Here is a 19,904-nt window from a genome sequence, read left to right on the forward strand (position 1 = left end):
TAAGGGTGGGGGTATTCGTAGAGCGAAAACCTGGCATATGCGATTGCCCTGCCCTCAAGGGGGAGGGTAATCCTTATCCCACCCCTACATAACGCCTGACCGCCGACGGGTCGGCGCGCAGTTGCTCGACATCGACGGTCTCGCGGTTGCGGCCGTTTTCGATGAAGCAGACGCGGTCGGCCACCGACAGCACGGCATCGACGCGCTGCTCGACCAGGATGGTCGAGACACCAAGTTCGCGCAGCTTCACCACCGTTTCGCGGATCTTGGCAATCATCGACGGCATCAGGCCTTCGGTTGGCTCGTCGAGCAACAGCACCTGCGGTTCGAGGCAGAGCGCGCGGGCCATGGCCAGCATCTGCTGTTCGCCGCCGGACAAAGTGCCGGAGCGTTGCCTGAGCCGCTGGCGCAGCAATGGAAAAAGGTCGAGGACATTTTCCCGCACGGCCTTGCCCTTGCCGCGCGCCATCAGGCCGATCTCGATGTTTTCCGCCACCGTCATCTCGGCGAACAGCCGCCTGCCTTGCGGCACATAGGCGACGCCGGCCTTCGGCACCTCATGCGCCGGCAGGCCGGTCAGTTCCTTGCCGTTTAGCCGGATCGAGCCGGCGCTCGACGGGACCAGCCCCATGATCGCCTTCAGCGTGGTCGTCTTGCCGGCGCCGTTGCGGCCGAACAGGCACAGCACCTCGCCCTTGTTCAGCACAAGGTCGAGCCCATAGAGCACCTGGACCTCGCCGTAGAAGCAGTCGAGCCCGGAGATGGTCAGCGCTTCAGTCGTGGGGGCTTCGGTCATGGCGCCGTCCCCAGATAGGCTTCCTGCACCTGTGTGTTGGCGCGGACCTGTTCGGGCGTGCCTTCGGCGAGGATCCTGCCTGCGTTGAAGACGGTGATGCGGTCGGCTAGCTGCATGACGACCGGCATGTTGTGTTCGATCAAAAGCACGGTGGCGCTTTTGGCGATCTCGCGCACCAGCTCGATGAAATTGTCGATCTCGCTATCGGCCAGGCCTTGCGTGGGCTCGTCGAGGATCAACAACCGCGGCTTCAGCGCCAGGCCCATCGCCACCTCTAGCAAGCGCTGATGGCCGTAGGATAGCTGGCCGGCCGGCATATGGGCGCGGTCGGCAAGGCCGGTGCGCTCGAGCGCGGCCATGACGCCGGTGCGCACGGCGCCTTTCGAGCGGCCATCGGTCAGCGTGCGCTGCACCGGCAGCGCGACATTGTCGTAGGCGGACAGGTTGGCAAAGACGCTGGTGATCTGGAAGGTGTAGGCGATGCCCTGGCGCACCCTGAGATAGGCCGGCCGGCCGGTGATGTCGGCGCCGTCGAAGACGATCATGCCGGAGGATGGCTGGATGCGGCCGCTGATCAGGCTGACGAAGGTGGTTTTGCCTGCGCCGTTGGGGCCGATGACGGCGCGGATTTCGCCCGGCATCAGCTGGAAATCGACACCGTCGACGGCGCGCAGACCGCCGAAATTGCGCGATAGGCCCTTGGTGGTCAGCAGCGGCATCATGGCAGCCACCCCAGCCAGCGCTGGCGGAGGGTGCCCAAAATGCCTTTGGGGAAAAACAGCACCAAAAGGATGAGCGCGATGCCCACGATCAGCAGATAGGCGGAGGTGTAGCCGCTGGCGATGTCGATGACATAGTACATGAACACCGTGCCGATCAGCGCTCCTAGCGTCGTGGCGGCGCCGCCGAGCAGCACCCAGAGCAGCGGCAGGATGGAATACTGCACTGAGGCGAAGCTCGAACCGACATAGCCGAACAACAGCGCATAGGCCGCACCCGAGGTCGCGCAGATGGTGCCGGAGACGACGACGGCGATGAGCTTGTTGGAGAAGGTGTCGTAGCCGAGCATTTTCGTGCGCTCCTCGTTCTCGCGCACGGCAACCAGCACGCGGCCGTAGCGGGAGCGGACGATGGCGAGCGTGATGAGCAGCACGACCGAGAACAGCGCCAGCGCGCTCATGTAGCGCACGGTCGGGTTGGTGAGGTCGAGCAATGTCGTGCCGAAGCTCAGGACCCGCGCCGGCTGCGGCACCACCAGGCCCTGGTCACCGCCGGTCCAGGCGGCGAAATAGAGGATGACGAGGTAGAACACCTGCGCGAACATCATGGTGACGATCATGAAGGCGACGCCGGTGGTGCGCAGCGCCAAGAGGCCGATCACCAGCGCCAGCAGGGCGCCGCAGGCGATCCCGGCGAGGAACGCCAATGGTACGTTCCAGCCGAGATGGATGACCGACAGGCCTGCGCCATAGAGCCCGGCGGCGAAGAACATGGCATGGCCGAGGCTGAGCAGGCCGACATAGCCGAACAGCATGTTGTAACCCATGGCGAACACCGCCAGCACCATGATACGGGCGAGCAGGCCGTGATGGTATTCCGGCAGGACGAAGCCGAGCGCAAAGAGCAACGCGATGACGCCGAGATGCAGGGAATAGGCCTTTGCCGGAGAGGCTTCGCTCATCGCGATGCCGTCCCGAACAGGCCTTGCGGCCGGAACACCAGCACCATGGCCACCAGCAGCGTGGCGATGATCTTGGCCAAGGTCGGCGAGAAGAACACCGAGATGATGCCGTCGGAGAGGCCGATCAGCACGGCGGCAACGACGGTGCCGCGCAGCGAGCCGAGGCCGCCGATGATGACGACGATGAAGGATAACAGCAGCGGGTCCTGCCCCATCAGATAATGCGCCTGGCTGATCGGCACGATCAGCACCGCGGCGATGGCTGCCAGCATGGCGCCGAGCGCGAAGACACCGGCATAGACGCGGTCGACCGGAATTCCGAAGGCCTGCGCCGTCTCGCTGTCGTACTGGGTGGCGCGCATGATGAGGCCGATCTTGGTGCGCGTCAGCACCAGCCATGTGGCGACCAGCAGGAGCGCCGAGGCGGCGATGATCGACAGCTTGTAGCCGGAATAGCCGAACCAGGGCAAAAGGATGCGATAGCTGAAGGGCGGCTCCACCGGCCGCGCTTCCGGGCCGTAGAAGCTCAGCGCCAGCTGCTGGATGATGTAGAGCATGCCGATGGTGGCGACGATGGTGGCCTCCGGATTGTAATTGAGCCGGCGCAGCACCAGCCGCTCAGCGACCAGCGCGATGGCGCCGACGATCAGCGGCGCAATCACCAGTGCGGCCAGGAAGCCGACGGTGGGATGGCCGGGGACGGCTGTCGAGATCGCCCAGGCGAGCACCGCGCCGAGCATGAAAAACTCGCCATGGGCGACGTTGACGACGCGCATGACGCCGAAAACCAGCGACAGCCCAAGCGCCGTCAGCGCCAGCACGGCTGAGGTGACGAGGCCTTCGAGGGCGGCGAGGAGGAGATGGGGACCGAAATGCATTCAGGGCGCCCTTACCCTCCCCTCGTGGGGAGGGTGACCGCGCAGCGGTCGGGTGGGGGGTGGGGCACGGGCCGTCGTGACCCCCACCCCGTCTCACAAACTTCGCAAAGTGCGAAGCTTGCATGCCGACCCTCCCCACAAGTGGGAGGGTGAGCGCCTACAGCGCCTGCGTCGTGTAATCGCCCTCGGCCTCGTACAGCCCATCTTCGATCTTGGTCTTGTGGACGACATTCAACCTGCCGCCTTCGACCTTGGAGATGTTCTGGATGCCGAAGCACTGGTGGATTTTGCCGTTGAAGGTCTTTGGCCCCTGCGGATGCTCCGGCCCCTCGGCGAATTCGGTCAGCGCTTCGGTCGCCTCGACCAGCTTGGCGCGGTCTTCCGGACCCTTGTAGCCGGCGTCTTCCATCGCCTTCTTGACGACATAGAGCGTTTCCCAGCAACCGAACATGTGCGAGGCCGTGGAGACGTCCTTGGGGTCGCCGACGGCAGCGCCATTGTCGTCGATGCCGACGGCGGCGCGGTAGGCTTTTTGCGCGGCTGAGTCATTGGCCTGGGCATAGCGTGGCGAGCCTTCCCAGAAATGGCTGCCATCCAAAAATTCGAGGCCGGGGCTGTTGATGTCGGTGGCTTCGAGTGAATCCATGAAGCCGAACAGCTGCGGCCGGTTGGAGCCGTAGAACTCGCCGAGCTCCTTGACGAAGGTGAGCACGGCCGGGCCGACCATGACGTGGTAGATCACCTCGGTCTCGGCCGGGATCTGCGGGAAATATTTGGTGAAGGACGATTCAGTCGGCGGGATGGCGATCTGGGCGATGACCTCGGCGCCCTGCGCCTTCAGCGCCGGCGGCAGGTAGTCGCGGTGGTCGTAGCCGAAGGCGAAATCGGGGAAGATCTGCGTCACCTTCTTGCCGGCATTGGCGGCGATCCATGGCGCCATCGACTGGATCTGGCTCTTCACATCGGTGATGCCGGGCTGGAAGACGTAGCGGTTGAGCTTGGTCGAGGCGACGTGGTGACCCTCGCTGACGACGAAATAGGGGATCTTGTTTTCGCCGGCGGCGGGCGCCGAGCCGATCACGACATGCGAGAACAAAGTGCCGAAGACGATGTCGGTCTTGTGCTGGGTGGCGAACTTGCCGACCACTTCGGCGCCGCGGCCGGGATCGGTGCCGTCATCCTCGATCACCAGTTCGACCGGCCGGCCATTGATGCCGCCGGCATCGTTGATCGCCTTGACCGCGGCCGCGCTGGTCTTTTCGTACCAACGGCCATAGGCGGCGCCGATGCCGGTGCGGTGCAACTGGAAGCCGATCTTGACCGGCGCCGAGCTCTGCGCCTGGCTGTAACGGACAAAGCCGGGCGCGAGCGTCAGGCCAGCGCCAGCGGCGAGACCTTTCAGCGCCGTGCGGCGAGAGAGCGTGGATTTGGAGAGATCGAAAAACCCATTCTTGTCAGTCACGGCAGTTCCCCTGTTTTTGAATTTTGACTGTCTGTAACGAGGCAAGGCCACTCCTTCTCAGGAGAGGCAGAAATCGCATGTGTACAAACTAAATCATCAAAGCCTCGACCTGGCAAGCGGCCTTCCGCAAAGGCATGCCAGTCGTCTTTTGTCATCCCGCCGTCGGCGTGGCAAGCAACCAGAGACCGAAGATCGTGTAGACGATCATCAGCACGGTGAGCGGCAGCTGGGTGAGTGCGGCGCGTGATGGAACCGGGTGCAGCCGCCAGGCCAGACCATGGGCGACGAGCACGGCCAGCATGTGGCCGGCGACGATGATACCCGCCTGCACATTCCACAGCCACCAGGCGGAGTCGGCGCCGGCGACGATGCCGGCTTCGATCTGCATGTCGGCGCTACCGAACAGGTTCCAGCCCAGTGCGAACGGGTCGGACAGAGAGGCCATCGCATACTGGCCGTCGACCAGCAGCGCCGTCAGATAATGCGCGACATGATATGCAAGCGCGATCGGCACGATCGACCAGACGAGTAGTCCGGCAGCCTCGCCGAGGGAATGCCGGCTGCCGGTGAGACGCTGGCCGAGGATGACGGCCAGCATGAATGCCGCCGCCAGCAACACGAAGGTGAGCACAAGGCCGAAGCTGCCGATGCCGATCAGCGCGGTGCGGCCGGGATATTCCAACGGATTGATGCCGAACAGACCGAGCCAGAAGAAGGTTTTCGACAGGCCGTCGAAGGAGACAGAGGAGAGCGCCAGCAGCAGAAAGGTGATGCCGCTTGCCGGTAGAGGCGTGGCGGCGAGTAGTTTTGCACCGGGCCAGCAAAGATTGAGCCGGCCCGCCTCGTCGCGCTCAAGCAGGGCGAAGCGCGCCACCATGGCGAAGAAGACGGTCAGGAATTCGCCGCGTTGACTCCAGCCGGGATAGCCGAAGGCGAGCATGGCGATGAAGGTGAACAGCCAATAGAGGCCGGCGGCATAGGCGAGCCGCGTCGGGTCGTCGGGCGCCGGGTCGATCAGTTCGAACGAGGCGAAGGCGAAGAACAGGATGAACGCTGGCCAGCAGCCGAGCCATGCGGGAAGGCGCGGATGCTGCGCCTGGTCGCCGCGTCGGCGGAACAGACGGGTGACGATCCGCCATGGGCCGTACCATGGGTTCAGCCACGACCAGAGATCGCCGAGCAGGCCTTGCACGATGGCGACGCCGACCCAGAGTAGGGTCCAGATGGTTAAGGGGAGAGGGTTGGAGAGTGGGTCGCGGCTGCCGAACAGGCCGGCTGCGATGAGGATTGCAAAGCCGGCAAAGGAGAACAGGCTGACGATTGTGCGAGGGGCTTCGCTGAATGTGAAAAGTTGTAAGCGGCGACGCCAGAAGCGGTCGAGTGCGTCGGGTGGCAGCAAAGCCAGGACGAGGAAGCTGACGGCGACGGCGAGTGCGCCGCCGGCGATGTAATAGCCGGTGGGGAGCAGGAGGACGTGGCCGCGATCGGATGCGTGGGCGAAGGCGGCGGTGGGGAGGAAGGTGAGGGGGAGGGAGCAGGCGACATATGTCAGCCAACTGCGATCCTTCACACCCCCCTCTGTCCTGCCGGACATCTCCCCCGCAAGGGGGGAGATTAGATGTCGCCTAGGCTTTCGCCAATTTTCAAGGGTGAAGAAAGAGGCGCGGTGCCCGACACTGCCAATCTCCCCCCTTGCGGGGGAGATGTCCGGCAGGACAGAGGGGGGTGGGCGGGAACTCACGCTATCGCGATTTCCATTTTGTCTGGCAAGGCACCGCGCGCCTCAAACCTTGACCAGCTGCTCCACGCGGTCCTTCGCCCCGAATATCCTGAGATAGCGCTCGATCTCCTTCTTGTCGCCCGTCGCCTTGGCCGGATTGTCCGACAGCTTCACCGCCGGGCGGCCATTGGCTTCCGTCACCTTGCAGACCAGCGATATGGCATCGAGGCTGTTGGTCTCGGTCGGCGCGCAGCCTTCGAAATCGTTTGTGAGGTTGGTGCCCCAGCCGAAAGACATGCGCACCTTGCCCTGGAAGTGCTTGTAGGTCTCCTCGATGGTCTCGACCTCGAGCCCGTCGGAGAAGATGAGCAGCTTCTGCCTGGGGTCCTTGCCCTTCTCGCGCCACCAGTCGATGATTTTTTCACCGCCTTCGATCGGCGGCGCGCTGTCGGGGCGAAAGCCTGTCCAGTCGGCGACCCAGTCTGGCGCATCGCGCAGGAAGGAAGCGGTGCCGAAGGCGTCGGGCAGCACGATCAACAGGTTGCCGCCATAATAGCGCTGCCAGTCCTGCAGCACCTTGTAGGGCGACTGCTTCAATTCCTTTTCGGTCCTGGCAAGGGCTGCAAACACCATCGGCAGTTCATGCGCGTTGGTGCCGAGCGCTTCGAGGTCGTTGTCCATCGCGAGCAGCACGTTGGAGGTACCGGTGAAGGCTTCGCCAATGCCTTCCTTGAGCGCCTCGACACACCAGCGCTGCCACAGGAACGAGTGCCGGCGGCGGGTGCCGAAGTCGGAGATGCGGATGCCGGGCAGCGCCTTCAGCCGCTCGGTCTTGGCCCACATCTTGGCCTTGGCGCGGGCATAGAGCACGTCGAGCGCGAAGGGGCCGAAAGCGCGCATCGCCGCACGGGAACGCATCTCGTTGATAATAGCCAGCGCGGGGATTTCCCACAGGGTGGTGTACATCCAGGGGCCGCTGAAGGAGAGCTCGTACTGGCCGTCGCGCTTGTGGAGTTCGTAGTCGGGCAGCCGGAAACCTTCCAGCCAGGCCAAAAATTCCGGCTCGAAAATCTGCTTGCGGCCATAGAAATTGTTACCGCCCAGCCAGATCATCTCCTTCTTGGAGAAGCGCAGCGTGCGGGCATGGTCGAGCTGGTCGCGCAATTCGCCTTCGTCGATCCCGTCGGCAAGGCGCACCGATGTGGTGCGGTTGATCAACGAGAAGGTGGTGTCGACCTTGGGATACATGCCCCAGATCATCTGCAACATCAGCAGCTTGTAGAAATCGGTGTCGAGCAGGCTGCGGACGATCGGGTCCAGCTTCCAGGTGTGGTTGTAGACGCGCCGCGCTATATCGGTTCTTGCCATGTCCTGCCGTCGCCTTCGCTGCTCACGTCTGTCTTACGCAATTCCGGACCGAAAACCGCCGCACACTTTTCCTGGAATTGCCTGGCAAGACCTTACTAGCATTGAATTTTTGAAAGCGCTGCCCGCTTTCCCAACTGGCCCGACAAAAAGCGGCCGCTCCGGTCCAGCCTCAACTCTTGGCGCCGATCACCTTCAGTGCCGGGCGCTTCCGGCGAATGCCGATGCGGCCGGCCACCGGCGCGTCGGCGCGGCTGTCGGCCTGCTCCTTCTCGGCAAACAGCCAGTCGACGAACAATTGCACGATCGGCGCCGAGCGCATCTCGTTGCGGCACACGACATAGAAATCGTCGACCGCCGGCACCGACAGGCTGAACGGCGCCACCAGCAGGCCCCTGGCGAGCAGCATGCTGGCGGTAACGGAATCGCCGAGCGCCACGCCATGGCCATGCACCGCGGCTTCGATCGCCGTGCGCGCATCGCCGAGATGGTGGCGGCGGCCGCGCTCGAGATCCAGCCCGTCGGCGGCCGCCAGCCAAGTGTGCCACTCGCGGCCGTCATCGCCATGCAGGATGACATGGTCGGCCAGATCCCGGCAGGTGCGGATCGGCCGGTTGTTGATCAGCGTCGGGCTGACCACCGGGAACAGTTCGAGGCCCGACCATTTGCGCATCCAGCAATCGGTCCAGCTGCCATCCCCGTAGAGTATGCAGAGATCGACCTGCGGCGCGCGGATGTCCTTGGGGTCGTTGGACGGAACCAGCGTCAGCCGGATGTCGGGGTACTGCGCCATGAAGCTGCCCAGCCGCGGCGTCATCCACAAAAGCAGCAGCGCCGGCACGCAGGAGACCGACAGCGTGCCGGCGCTGGCCGGCCTGGTCATGCGCTGGGTGGCGGCGGCGATGCCGTCGAACGCGGTCGACACCGCCGGCAGCAGTTCGGCGCCATGCGGTGTGAGCTTTACCCGCTGTCCGGTGCGTTCGAACAGTTTTACGCCCAGCGACTGCTCAAGCGCCTTGATCTGATGGCTTATGGCGCCATGGGTGACGTTCAGCTCACTCGCCGCCTTGGTCAGCGAGGCGTGGCGCGCCGTTGCTTCGAAGGCGCGTAGGGGATTTAGGGGCGGCAGACGCTTGGCCATGGGCAACCGGATACTCTGTGAGATTTTCTCACAACCAGCACCCTAACAATATCAATTGATTTTTCAATGCGGCTGCCGGACACTTTGTCCCAGACAGCATCAATGATGTGAAATCTGCAGGCAGCCAGCGGGACAGCGACCCGGCCGGATGACGGTCAGTTCGCAAGATGCCGCCACGACCGCATGCACCAGCCCGGCAGGAGGAGACCGACATGGGTTATGATCGTGGCAAGCTCGACGCGCTGCGCCGCAAATATGGCGAAAGCCATGGCGGCGAGATGTTCGACCCGAAATTCCGCAAGGTCGCCGACAAGATCTTCTCCAAGAGCGGCACGAGGCTGGCGCCCTATTCCGGCATCCCTACCTTCCTCGCCGCGCCCTATCGCGAAGTCGCGGCCGACAATCCGGATTTCGGCGATTTGCAGGTGGCGATCATCGGCGTGCCGATGGATCTCGGCGTCACCAACCGGCCAGGCTCGCGCTTCGGTCCGAGGGCGCTGCGCGCCATCGAGCGCATCGGCCCCTACAACCATGTGCTGGAATGCGCGCCGACGCATGAGCTGCGCGTCGCCGACATCGGCGACACCCCATTCCGCAGCCGCTACCGGCTGGAGATCAGCCATGAGGATATCGAGCGCCGCACCAACCAGATCGTCGATGCCGGCGTGCTGCCGCTTTCCGTTGGCGGCGACCATTCGATCAGCCATCCGATCCTGAAGGCGGTCGGCAAGAAGGCGCCGGTCGGCATGATCCATATCGACGCCCATTGCGACACCAGCGGGCTGTTCGACATGACCAAGTTCCACCACGGCGGACCGTTCCGCAACGCGGTGCTGGACGGCGTACTCGACCCGACCCGCACCATCCAGATCGGCATCCGCGGCTCGGCCGAATATTTGTGGGAGTTCACCTACGAATCCGGCATGACGGTCGTTCACGCCGAAGAGGTGACCGGGCTCGGCATCCCCGCCATCATCGAGAAGGCGCGCAAGATTGTCGGCGACGGTCCGACCTACATCTCCTTCGATGTCGACAGCGTCGATCCGGCCTTCGCGCCGGGCACCGGCACGCCTGAGATAGGCGGTCTGACGACGCGCGAGGTGCTCGAACTGCTGCGCGGCCTGAAAGGCCTCAACATTGTCGGCGGCGACGTCGTCGAGGTGGCGCCGCAATATGACGCCACCACCAACACCGCCCATGTCGGCGCGCAGGTCCTTTTCGAGATCCTGAGCCTGATGGTGTTCAGCCCGGCCATAACGAGCAAGGGGGCCTAACGGACTTCACATGCAAGGCGGTCGCCGCGCTGGAGCCGGCGACCGTTTCAAAACAAACAAGCTTCCAGAAGGGAACCACAATGACGTTTCACATGAAAACCATCGCCGCCGCGCTGATGCTCGCCGGCCTCGGCCTCGCCTCTCAGGCCAATGCCGACGCCGTCGACGACATCACCAAGGCCGGCGCCATCAATGTCGGAATCTTCTCCGACTTCCCGCCCTTCTCCTCCGCCAGCGCCGATATGAGCATCAAGGGCTATGACATCGATGTGGCGCAGGCGATCGCCGACTCCTTGAAGGTGAAGCTCAATCTGGTCAGCGTCACCGGCCAGAACCGCATCCCTTATCTCACCGACAAGCGCGTCGATATCCTGATGAGCGTCGGCTACTCCAAGGAGCGCGAGGAGGTGATCGATTTCGCCGCCGCCTACGCGCCCTATTACATCGCCGTCATCGGTCCGGCAGCGCTCTCGGTCAAAGGCAAGGAAGACCTCGCCGACAAGTCGATCGCCGTCAACCGCGGCACGCTGGAAGACACGTCGCTGACCGAAGCGGCGCCGGCTTCCGCCGACATCAAGCGCTTCGACAACTACAACTCCGTCATCCAGGCCTTCATCTCCGGCCAGACCCAGCTGATGGTGGTCGGCAATGATGTCGGCGCGCAGGTGCTGGCCAAGCAGGACGCGCTGAAGCCGGAGCAGAAATTCCAACTGCTCACCTCGCCCTCGCATATCGGCCTCAACAAAAAAGAGGACCGGCTGAAGGCGGCGGTCAATGACGCGGTCGCCAAGATGCTGGCCGACGGCAAGCTCGACGAGAGCTCGAAGGCCTGGCTGAAGACGCCGCTCAATCCCGACAACCTCAAGGATTGAGTTCCCGTGGCCTTTGCCTGGCTCCCAGGTGCTCTGGGCGACATCGCGCGTGGCGCGGCCACGACGATCCTGTTGATCGTCGTGACCACGCTCGTGGGTACGTTGCTCAGCATCCTGGGCGCTGCCGGCCGGCGCAACGGCCCGGTATTCGTGAAGCGGGCGATCGCGGTCTATGTCGAGGTGATGCGCAACACGCCGTTTCTGGTGCAGCTGTTCTTCATCTTCTTCGGCCTGCCCAGCCTCGGCATTAGGCTTGATCCGATCCTGGCCGCCATGCTGGCGATGACGCTCAACATGGCGGCCTACACCATTGAAATCGTCGGCGCCGGTCTCGATGCCGTGCCCGGCGGGCAGACGGAAGCCGCCCTTTCGCTGGGCTTGAGGCCACGCCAGGTGTTCATCAAGATCGTGCTGCCGCAGGCGCTGATGGTGATCTATCCGGCGCTGACCAGCCAGATCGTCATCATGATGCTGGAATCCGCCGTGGTGTCGCAGATCGCGGTGCGCGAACTGACCTATGAGGCCGACATGCTGCAGGCGCGCACCTTTCGTTCCTTCGAGACCTATTTTGTCGTGACGCTGGTCTATCTCTCGATGTCGATGGCCTTGCGCCGGCTGCTGGTCACAGGCGGGCGCCGCGTATTGGGAGCCGGCGTGTCATGATCGAATTCACCTTCTGGGATATCGTTCGCAATCTGCTGCTCGCCGCACGCTGGACGGTGCTGTTGTCGCTGGCCGCCTTCGTCGGTGGGGCGCTGGTCGGGCTGGTGGTGCTGTTCTTCAGGATCGCAGAGAATAAATGGAGCCGCCGCATCGCTTCCGGCTACATCGCTTTGTTCCAGGGCACCCCGCTCTTGATGCAACTGTTCCTGATGTTTTTCGGCCTGCCGATGCTGGGCCTGCGCATTGAGCCGTGGACGGCCGCCGTGCTCGGGCTCACCTTCTTCGCCAGCGCCTATCTGGCCGAGATCTGGCGCAGCGGCGTCGATGCGCTGCCGCGCGGCCAGTGGGATGCCGGCGCCAGCCTCGGCCTGCACCGCCTGCAGGAACTCAGGCTGATCATCCTGCCGCAGGCCTTCTCGATCACGAGGGCGCCGATCGTCGGCTTCCTGGTGCAATTGATCAAATCGACGGCGCTGACCTCGATCATCGGTTTCGAGGAGCTGGTCAGGACGTCCAACGCCATCAACAACGCCACCTTCGAACCGTTCAAGGTTTATGGGCTGGTGGCGCTGATCTTCTTCGTCATGTGCTTTCCACTGACGCAATACGCCCGTACGCTCGAACAACGAGCGGCGGCCCACTGACGCCGGAATGGCGACAGTGCGTGAAGGGAACCTGCCGGGACAGACCGGCACCAACTGAGGAGAAATCGGATGAACAGACTGATCGGAAAATCCATGACGCGGCGCGGCGTGCTTGGCGCGGGTCTCGCCATATCAGGCGTGCTCGCCATGCCGTCGATCCTGCGGGCGCAGGACAAGTCGCTGAAGGTCGGCGTCTATGGCGGCTACTTCAAGAAATCCTTCGACGAGCACGTCTTCCCCGAGTTCACCAAGGCAACCGGCATTGCCGTGGAATCGGTCGCCGAGCCGACCGGTGAGGCCTGGCTGGTGCAGCTGGAGCAGGCGGCCAAGGCCGGCCAGGCCCCGGCCGACCTTTCGATGATGTCGCAAACCTCGACGCTGAAGGGCCAGTCGACCGAATTGTGGACGCCGCTCGATACGTCGAAGTTCAAGCACTATGGCGACCTGTTGCCGCGCTTCATCAACAAGTATCCGGACGGCCGTGTCGCCGGCATCGGCGCCGTCGCCTGGTGGATCACGCTTGTTACCAACACCGATGTCTACAAGGACGCGCCGACATCGTGGGCAGCCCTTTGGGACAAGGCCAACGAGGATAAGCTCGGTCTTCTGGCGCTTGCCTCCAACTCGTTCCTGCTCGAAGTGACCGCCAAGACCTTCATGGGCGGCACCAATGCGCTCGACACTGAAGAGGGGCTGAACAAGGCGTTCGAAAAGCTCGCCGAGGTCAAGCCGAACGTTCGCCTCTGGTATCGCGACGAGGCGCAGTTCGAGCAGGCGCTGAAGTCGGGCGAAATCCCGATGGGCCAGTATTATCACGACGTCACCGGGCTCGCGGTCGCCGACGGCTTCCATGTCCGCTCGACCTTCCCGAAGGAAGGCGGCATCCAGGATTCCGGCAACTGGGTGCTGTCGCGCGCCTCGACCAAGGTCGACGAGGCACATGCCTTCATCGACTATATGAGCCAGCCGTCCATGCAGGGCGTCATGTCGCGCAAGGTCGGCACCACGCCAACCTTGAAGAAAGAGGTGCTCGACCTCAAGCCGGAAGAGTTCGCAGCGGTGTCGTCGGACATCGATCCGATCATTCCGCGCTACGACCTCTATACGTCGAAGGCCGACTGGATCAACCAGAAGTGGACCGAGCTGATCGTCGGCTGAGCCGTTGGATCCGCTTGAAAACTGATCGGCCGCCGGATTTCTTTCGGCGGCCTTGAAGCGCACAGCCTGAGAGGGATGAGCATGTCCGGACTAGACATCAATAGCATCACCAAAAAGTTCGGCAATTTCGCCGCCGTCGACAATGTCCAGCTCAACGTGCCGCACGGCACCTTCGTGTGCCTGCTCGGCCCGTCGGGCTGCGGCAAGACCACGCTGCTGCGCATGATTGCAGGGCTGGAGGAACCGACCAGCGGCGCCATCGTGCTCGACGGCGAGGACATCACGCCGCTGCCGACGCACAAGCGCAATCTCGGCATGGTGTTCCAGTCGCTGGCGCTGTTTCCGCATCTCTCCGTCGGCGATAACATCGCCTATGCGCTGCGCATTCGCGGCGCCTCGAAGGAGGAGCAGAAGAAATGCGTCGACGAATTGCTGAGCTTGATCCATCTGACCGGCTTTGCCGACCGTCCGGTGGCCAAACTGTCGGGCGGCCAGCGCCAGCGCGTGGCAATCGCCCGCGCGCTCGCCTTGTCGCCAAAGCTGTTCCTGCTCGACGAGCCGCTGTCGGCGCTCGACGCCAAGTTGCGTGAGGCCATGCAGGTGGAACTGCGCCAGCTGCAACAGCGGCTCGGCATCACCACCATCGTCGTTACCCACGACCAGCGCGAAGCCATGACCATGGCCGACCTCGTCGTCGTCATGGGCCATGGCAAGATCCTGCAGGCGGCGCCGCCGATCGAGATCTACCGCAAGCCGGCCGACGCCTTCGTCGCCGACTTCATCGGCATCACCAATCTGTTGCCGGCCGAAGTCGACAGCACTGGGCGCACCACCATTTTGGGTACAGCCATTCCGGGCTTGACCATGCCGGCCGGGCAAACCAAGGCCTCTGTCTCGGTCCGTCCCGAGGACGTGCATCTCGGCAGCCCTGGCGGCTCGGCCATTACCGGCGAGGTGAGCTTCGTGCGCGACCTCGGCGGCACCATCGAGACCTTCGTCGATGTCGGCGGCACCAGCATCATTGCGGTCACGACACCGCGCGAGCGGCATGACGTGCCGGTCGGCGCCAAGGTCGGCGTCACGCTGCCGCCGGCGAGCTGCGTGGTGCTCGGCGCATGAGACGCGAAGCTCCGAAGTCTGTAGCCGACTACACGCCGCTGTTCTTTCCGGCGCTGATGCTGATCGTCTTCTTCGTCGTGCCGTTCTCGACGATGATCGCGGTGAGCTTCTTCAAGCGCAACCCTTCCGGCTTCTACACGCCGGATTTCGTGTTCGACAATTACGCCCGCTTCCTGTCGGTGTTCTTCGGCGGCGTGCTCGGCTTTTCGCTGATGCTAGCGGTGCTGGTCGCGGTCTGCTGCATCTGCATCGCCTTCCCGTTCACCTATCTCCTGACCCGCCGGCCGCGCCGCGTGCAGACACTGTGGCTGGTCGGCCTGTTGTCGGTGCTGTCGCTGTCGGAAGTCATCATCGGCTTTGCCTGGTCGACGCTGTTTTCGCGTACCGCAGGCATCACTAATTTGTTCGTGGCGATCGGGCTGATGGACAAGCCTGTGGCGCTGCTGCCTACCTTCGGCGCGGTGCTGACCGGCATGGTCTACCAGGCGCTGCCCTATACGATCCTTGTGCTTTACCCCGCCTTGGTCCGCCTCGACCCGACACTGTTGGAGGCCGCGCGCACGCTCGGCGCGTCGCCGATCCGCGCCTTCTTCAACGTCGTCGCCCCGGCGCTGCGCAACACGATCGTGGCGACGCTGATCATGGTGTTCGTCTTCGCGCTCGGCTCCTATCTTTTGCCGCAGATTCTCGGACGGCCGCAACACTGGACACTGTCCGTGCTGATCACCGACCAGGCGATCTACCAGTCCAACATGCCGTTCGCCGCGGCAATGGCCGTGTTCCTTGTGTTGATCTCGCTGGCGCTGGTCGGACTGACCCTTCTCGTCGGACGCCGGGAGAACGCCCTATGACCGCGACCTTGCTGCGCCGTGTCTATTTCACCATCGTCGCGCTGTTCCTGGCCGCGCCGCTGATCGTGGTCGCGGGCGTGTCGATCAACTCACGCCAGGAACTCACCTTCCCGCCGGTTGGTTTCTCGCTGGCCTGGTACGCCCAGATCTTCACCGACCCGGAATGGCGGCTGGCGCTGATCCATTCAGTGACGCTGGCTGTCTGTTCGGCCGCGATTGCCGTTGCGGTCGCGCTGCCGCTGGCCTGGTTCCTGTGGCGGCGCATCGCGCCATGGGCGAACATTTTCCAGGTACTGGGGCTTGCCCCTTTCATCCTGCCGCCGGTCATCACCGCGCTCGGCTTCCTCTCCTTCTGGGCGACGGTCGGGCTGTTCGGCCAGTTCTTCACCGCCATCATCAGCCACGCCATCTTCTTCGTGACGCTGCCGCTGGTGACGCTGTCGCTGGGCTTTGCCTCGATCGACCGCTCGCTGGTCGAAGCCGCCGCCACCATGGGCGCCGACGACCGCACGGTGTTGAAGACGGTGGTGCTGCCGCTGATCCTGCCCTACCTCGTCTCGGGCTATGCCTTCGCCTTCGTGCTGTCGCTCAACGAATACATCGTCGCCTATATGACCATCGGCTTCACCACCGAGACGCTGCCGATCAAGATCTTCAACGCCTTGCGCTACGGCTACACGCCGACCATGGCCGCGGTGTCGGTGTTCTTCGTCGCGGTGGCGGCACTGGTGTTCGGCTCGATCGCCAGGTTCGGCGATATACGCAGGCTGCTCGGCGCGATGTCGTCGGACGGCAACTGAATGCATGTAATAGCGTGAGCATCGGGGCCTTGAACGGCCCCGATGCGCTAACCGCTCGTTCCCTTTGGCGAAGGCACAGCCAATTTAGCTTCGAGTTGAGCTAGCGCCGACTGGAGTTTGTCGCGCAGACGCGCACCCCTGGCGGGATCGAGCCCGGCAGTATCGAGCGTCAACGACATGCCCTCGTCCGTTTCCGTTATGACAGTGTCGTCACGCGCCTGTTCCAGGACACCCCGCACCATATAAGGCACGATCGGTCTGCTGATCCCCTTCATGCTGATCTGCTCACCTGGCGACGCATCGACCATGTCGCGTACGTTGGCGTATGTTTCGTAGCTGAGCACTATCCCGCCGGCAGGTGCAATGCTCTGCAGCCGGGCAGCGAGGTTGGCTTCGGCGCCGATGATGGTGTAATCCATACGATCTTCGCTGCCGAAGTTGCCGACATTGCAGTAGCCGGTGTTTATTCCCATCCGGACACGGAAGGGGTGCTCGATACCCTGATGCCGCCATTTGACTTGCAGGTACTCCAACCGCTTTTGCATGGCCAAGGCCATACGCAGACATGCACGTGCGTCTTCGCGCGGGCCAAGCGTCTGCGGGTCGCCGAAAAACGCGAGAATGGCATCGCCGATGAACTTGTCGACGGTGGCGCCATGAGAAATGGCGATATGCGACATCTCGGTCAGATATTCGTTGAGATGGGCGGTCAGTTCCTCGGGTTGCATACGCTCGGTCGTGGCAGTGAAATCCACGATGTCGGAGAAGAAGATAGTCAGTTTCTTTCGCTCCGCAGTCACCTTCACGTCGCGCTCGCCGCTGAACACACTTTTGTAGATCTCAGGTGAGAGATATTTTGCGATTTTGAGCGACACCGTTGCCAGGAAGTTGTTGGCCTCCTTCAGTTCGCCGTTGACCAGGGCAAGTTCGCGCGACTGCCGCCATTGCATCACGATGAATGCAACTCCAGTGGCCAGGGCGGCCGCAAAATATGCGAAGAGATAGTGGAAGCCGATCGACCCTTGAGACAGAGGCTGCGAGACAGACACAGATTGAATCCCTCTGACATCACCGACCTTCCAATCCTTCTTTGGACTGTCCGGATGCGAGTTGTGGCATGCCACGCAGGCGGCGGTCATACGGATCGGCGAAGCCAGCCTAACGGTCGGGCTCCAGCCCCCTTCCGTCGCCTCAAGCGATTGAATATTCGGGTCGGCGCGAAATGATGCCAATGCCTTCAATTGGAAGTCATCAAGATTGTGCGGAGGCCGCCCGGCGAACGGATAGTCGGAAACAAATTCGTACCGGACAGTGTTGTCACGGGAACTCGTGAGCCGTCCGATTTCCAGCGAGAACGTCGCTGGAATTGGTATCGCGCCGGCAACGTCGCGGTAGTTATCTGTTGCCGTGATCTTCGTATGCGGGTCCGCCTGGAGGATCCGCCCGACCACGTCGGTGGCGTAGAACGTGCGAATGTCGGTTATGATCTTGCTGATGTCGTTGGCTTGACGTTCGGATAGTTGATGCGTGAAGTCACGCAGGTCGAGGACGACCGCAGCCGGAAGCGCCGCCAGGAGAAGGATTACTGCGATCGCAGCCGGCCAGATGCGACGCTCCCGCACGCTGTTATTTCCCTCCGAAGCCGGTTGCGCGCTTGTCACGGCAATGACCCTTGGTTTGGCTGAGGTTACCACAAGAGGTTGCATGAAGTCAGTTCCCAGATTGTGTCGCTGAAGCGCGCGCTGGAATCGTGGATGTTACAGCGGTGTCTGGATTCACCTTATGCGTCCGCGGGTGCGGCAGCTCTGCTATGGCATGAGCAGCCACTACCTCGGACATGTTCAACGCGACCTCAGACTTGGGCGAGCGGCCCCAGCGCTGCCCGCAACGGGTCAAGGGCATCGCCATATAGTTTCCAACGCTCGACCGAGGTTGAATAGATCGGCTGGCGCACCTGCCAGCGGCTCGGCGTTCGGACTGTGCGTTCAGTCTCGTGAAATTGCAGACAGGCGGCGTCCCACTCCACACCGAGGAAAGCGATCAATCCGCGAGCCTGGGTTTCGAGATCAGCCACGGTTCGTTCGTATTGCATGTCATGGATAGCAATTGGCAGGACCTTTGCCCAATGTTTCATCAGGCGATCATATTGCCGATAATACTGGCCAAGTTTGGCGAGGTCGGCATTGTAGCCATGCGCATCCGAAAAATTGTGCATGAAGCAGGATGTGCAATTGTCCATCGGGTCGCGCATGCAGTGGACGACACGCGCGTTTGGCAAAACAAGGCTGATGAAAGCCAATAGTTCGAAATTATGCGGCATCTTGTCGATGACGCGTATCGCTTTGTCGTTGCGCTTCTTGAGATAGCCGAGATATTTCGAACCGAGGTCTTTGGCTTTCTGCGGAGTGAGTGCCTCCATGGCCTTGGTGAAGATCGTAGGATCAAGCTGATCGAACCCAAGTTCTGCGGCCAACAGACGGATGATCGGCAGTTCGCCGGCGCCATAGATACCCCGATGGCTGGCGCATATCTGCTCGGTCAGCGTCGTTCCCGAACGTGGCATGCCAACGATGAAGACAGGTCGGTCGGACGGATTGCCAAATGCTTGACGAGCTTCAAAAAAACCAGCGTCGAAAGTGTGGATGAAGCTGTCGTAAAGCCTCGTGTGCAGGCCAATATCGAAGTCGTTGCCGGAAATAGCCTTTGCCTTGGTGAAATGGCGTATCGCAGACAGATACTCGTCTTGGTCGTTAAGCATCTTTCCGGCGGCATGGTGGAGGATCACCCGATCACGATCGGTGGTCGTCGGCAGCTCGAGGCGGGCCTGCACCAACGCCAGGGCGGGGTCGCCCTTGATCGCCCGTCGTGCGAGCGCCAGCCCGGCCAGTGCCTCGACATTCCGCTGGTCAAGGGCAATGGCACGCTCAAAATATCCAACCGCTTCGGCTTGTCTGCCCATATCCGTGAGGAGGTCGCCCATGCCGACAAGGGCAGTGAGCGACTGGCCGTCGACCTCCAGCGCCCTGCGGTAGAAACCCTCGGCAATCTCGCCCGCAAGTTCAGCCCTATAGGATCGGCCAAGGTTGCACATAGCCTCGATCAGCCTGCCGTCAAGATCGATTGCTTTTCTCAGATGCTTGCGCGCCAGATCGACATTGCCGACAAGATTATAGACGTTACCAAGATTATTTCGGAAAATAGCGTTGTTGGGATCGAGTTTGACTGCTCGCTTCATGTAGCCAATGGCCACATCGTTTCGATGCGCTTCGATTGCCAGCGTGCCCATCAGGTTAAGCGCCATGGCATTGTCGGGGTGCTGGCGGAGGACAGTCTGGTAGCAAAACTCTGCTTCGCGGAAGAGATTTCGCCGTTGAAAGTCGATACCGCGCTGTAAGGTCTCCAGAGCAGATGTCCCCGTGGTGGGGTGCGAGTTCTGGGCCATAGCTATGGTGCCACGGGTTGCTGGAGCAGCGACAACGG

General features: G+C 62.6%; 18 protein-coding genes. 8 read left to right on the forward strand and 10 right to left on the reverse strand.

The features are described from left to right. Positions 1-73: 73 nt before the first annotated feature. From AC1DXM_RS04900 to gcvA, 8 genes are all read right to left on the reverse strand, one after another. The gene (locus AC1DXM_RS04900; RefSeq protein WP_477232048.1) at positions 74-796 is read right to left on the reverse strand and encodes an ABC transporter ATP-binding protein; all 723 of its coding nucleotides are present in this window, start codon (positions 794-796) and stop codon (positions 74-76) included. Further along, positions 793-1,518, reverse strand: coding sequence for an ABC transporter ATP-binding protein (locus AC1DXM_RS04905; RefSeq protein ID WP_477232049.1), 726 nt, complete (start codon positions 1,516-1,518; stop codon positions 793-795). The genes AC1DXM_RS04900 and AC1DXM_RS04905 overlap by 4 nt, the downstream gene beginning before the upstream one ends. Beyond that, complete coding sequence (locus AC1DXM_RS04910) at positions 1,515-2,477, reverse strand: branched-chain amino acid ABC transporter permease (protein WP_477232050.1); 963 nt, start codon at positions 2,475-2,477, stop codon at positions 1,515-1,517. The genes AC1DXM_RS04905 and AC1DXM_RS04910 overlap by 4 nt, the downstream gene beginning before the upstream one ends. After that, positions 2,474-3,355, reverse strand: a complete 882-nt coding sequence (locus AC1DXM_RS04915) for a branched-chain amino acid ABC transporter permease (protein WP_477232051.1) — start codon at positions 3,353-3,355, stop codon at positions 2,474-2,476. The genes AC1DXM_RS04910 and AC1DXM_RS04915 overlap by 4 nt, the downstream gene beginning before the upstream one ends. A gap of 157 nt (positions 3,356-3,512) precedes the next feature. After that, the gene (locus tag AC1DXM_RS04920) at positions 3,513-4,817 is read right to left on the reverse strand and encodes an ABC transporter substrate-binding protein (protein WP_477232052.1); all 1,305 of its coding nucleotides are present in this window, start codon (positions 4,815-4,817) and stop codon (positions 3,513-3,515) included. A gap of 151 nt (positions 4,818-4,968) precedes the next feature. Then, positions 4,969-6,411, reverse strand: a complete 1,443-nt coding sequence (locus tag AC1DXM_RS04925; RefSeq protein WP_477232053.1) for a hypothetical protein — start codon at positions 6,409-6,411, stop codon at positions 4,969-4,971. 189 nt (positions 6,412-6,600) lie between these two features. Beyond that, a complete protein-coding gene (gene pncB, locus AC1DXM_RS04930; RefSeq protein ID WP_477232054.1) occupies positions 6,601-7,905 on the reverse strand; it encodes a nicotinate phosphoribosyltransferase in 1,305 nt (434 codons plus the stop codon). Positions 7,906-8,074: 169 nt separating this feature from the next. Further along, a complete protein-coding gene (gene gcvA / locus AC1DXM_RS04935; protein ID WP_477232055.1) occupies positions 8,075-9,043 on the reverse strand; it encodes a transcriptional regulator GcvA in 969 nt (322 codons plus the stop codon). A 212-nt stretch (positions 9,044-9,255) separates the two neighbouring features. On the opposite strand from gcvA, the gene speB reads away from it, so the two are divergent. The 8 genes from speB to AC1DXM_RS04975 all read left to right on the forward strand — a co-directional run bounded on the left by speB (position 9,256) and on the right by AC1DXM_RS04975 (position 16,424). Continuing rightward, on the forward strand, positions 9,256-10,317 hold the full coding sequence (gene speB, locus AC1DXM_RS04940; protein WP_203277625.1) for an agmatinase: 1,062 nt from the start codon (positions 9,256-9,258) through the stop codon (positions 10,315-10,317). Positions 10,318-10,397: 80 nt separating this feature from the next. After that, the gene (locus AC1DXM_RS04945; protein ID WP_477232056.1) at positions 10,398-11,189 is read left to right on the forward strand and encodes a transporter substrate-binding domain-containing protein; all 792 of its coding nucleotides are present in this window, start codon (positions 10,398-10,400) and stop codon (positions 11,187-11,189) included. Positions 11,190-11,195: 6 nt separating this feature from the next. Continuing rightward, positions 11,196-11,852, forward strand: coding sequence for an amino acid ABC transporter permease (locus AC1DXM_RS04950; protein ID WP_477232057.1), 657 nt, complete (start codon positions 11,196-11,198; stop codon positions 11,850-11,852). Further along, positions 11,849-12,496, forward strand: coding sequence for an amino acid ABC transporter permease (locus tag AC1DXM_RS04955; protein WP_477232058.1), 648 nt, complete (start codon positions 11,849-11,851; stop codon positions 12,494-12,496). The genes AC1DXM_RS04950 and AC1DXM_RS04955 overlap by 4 nt, the downstream gene beginning before the upstream one ends. A 69-nt stretch (positions 12,497-12,565) precedes the next feature. Further along, entirely contained in the window at positions 12,566-13,654 is a 1,089-nt protein-coding gene (locus AC1DXM_RS04960; protein ID WP_477232059.1) for an ABC transporter substrate-binding protein, read from the forward strand. Between the two features lie 81 nt (positions 13,655-13,735). Next, the gene (locus AC1DXM_RS04965; protein ID WP_477232060.1) at positions 13,736-14,773 is read left to right on the forward strand and encodes an ABC transporter ATP-binding protein; all 1,038 of its coding nucleotides are present in this window, start codon (positions 13,736-13,738) and stop codon (positions 14,771-14,773) included. After that, positions 14,770-15,624 (forward strand): ABC transporter permease, encoded by an 855-nt coding sequence (locus tag AC1DXM_RS04970; protein ID WP_192255206.1) that lies wholly within the window; start codon positions 14,770-14,772, stop codon positions 15,622-15,624. Before AC1DXM_RS04965 ends, AC1DXM_RS04970 begins: the two co-directional genes overlap by 4 nt. Further along, a complete protein-coding gene (locus AC1DXM_RS04975; protein ID WP_477232061.1) occupies positions 15,621-16,424 on the forward strand; it encodes an ABC transporter permease in 804 nt (267 codons plus the stop codon). The genes AC1DXM_RS04970 and AC1DXM_RS04975 overlap by 4 nt, the downstream gene beginning before the upstream one ends. A gap of 47 nt (positions 16,425-16,471) precedes the next feature. Here the strand turns inward: AC1DXM_RS04975 and AC1DXM_RS04980 are convergent, their stop codons facing one another. Together AC1DXM_RS04980 and AC1DXM_RS04985 are read right to left on the reverse strand one after the other, a co-directional pair. Continuing rightward, complete coding sequence (locus AC1DXM_RS04980; RefSeq protein ID WP_477232062.1) at positions 16,472-18,130, reverse strand: adenylate/guanylate cyclase domain-containing protein; 1,659 nt, start codon at positions 18,128-18,130, stop codon at positions 16,472-16,474. Between the two features lie 146 nt (positions 18,131-18,276). Then, on the reverse strand, positions 18,277-19,866 hold the full coding sequence (locus AC1DXM_RS04985) for a tetratricopeptide repeat-containing sulfotransferase family protein (protein ID WP_477232063.1): 1,590 nt from the start codon (positions 19,864-19,866) through the stop codon (positions 18,277-18,279). Positions 19,867-19,904: the final 38 nt, after the last annotated feature.

The organism is Mesorhizobium sp. P3_A2 (assembly GCF_056403115.1).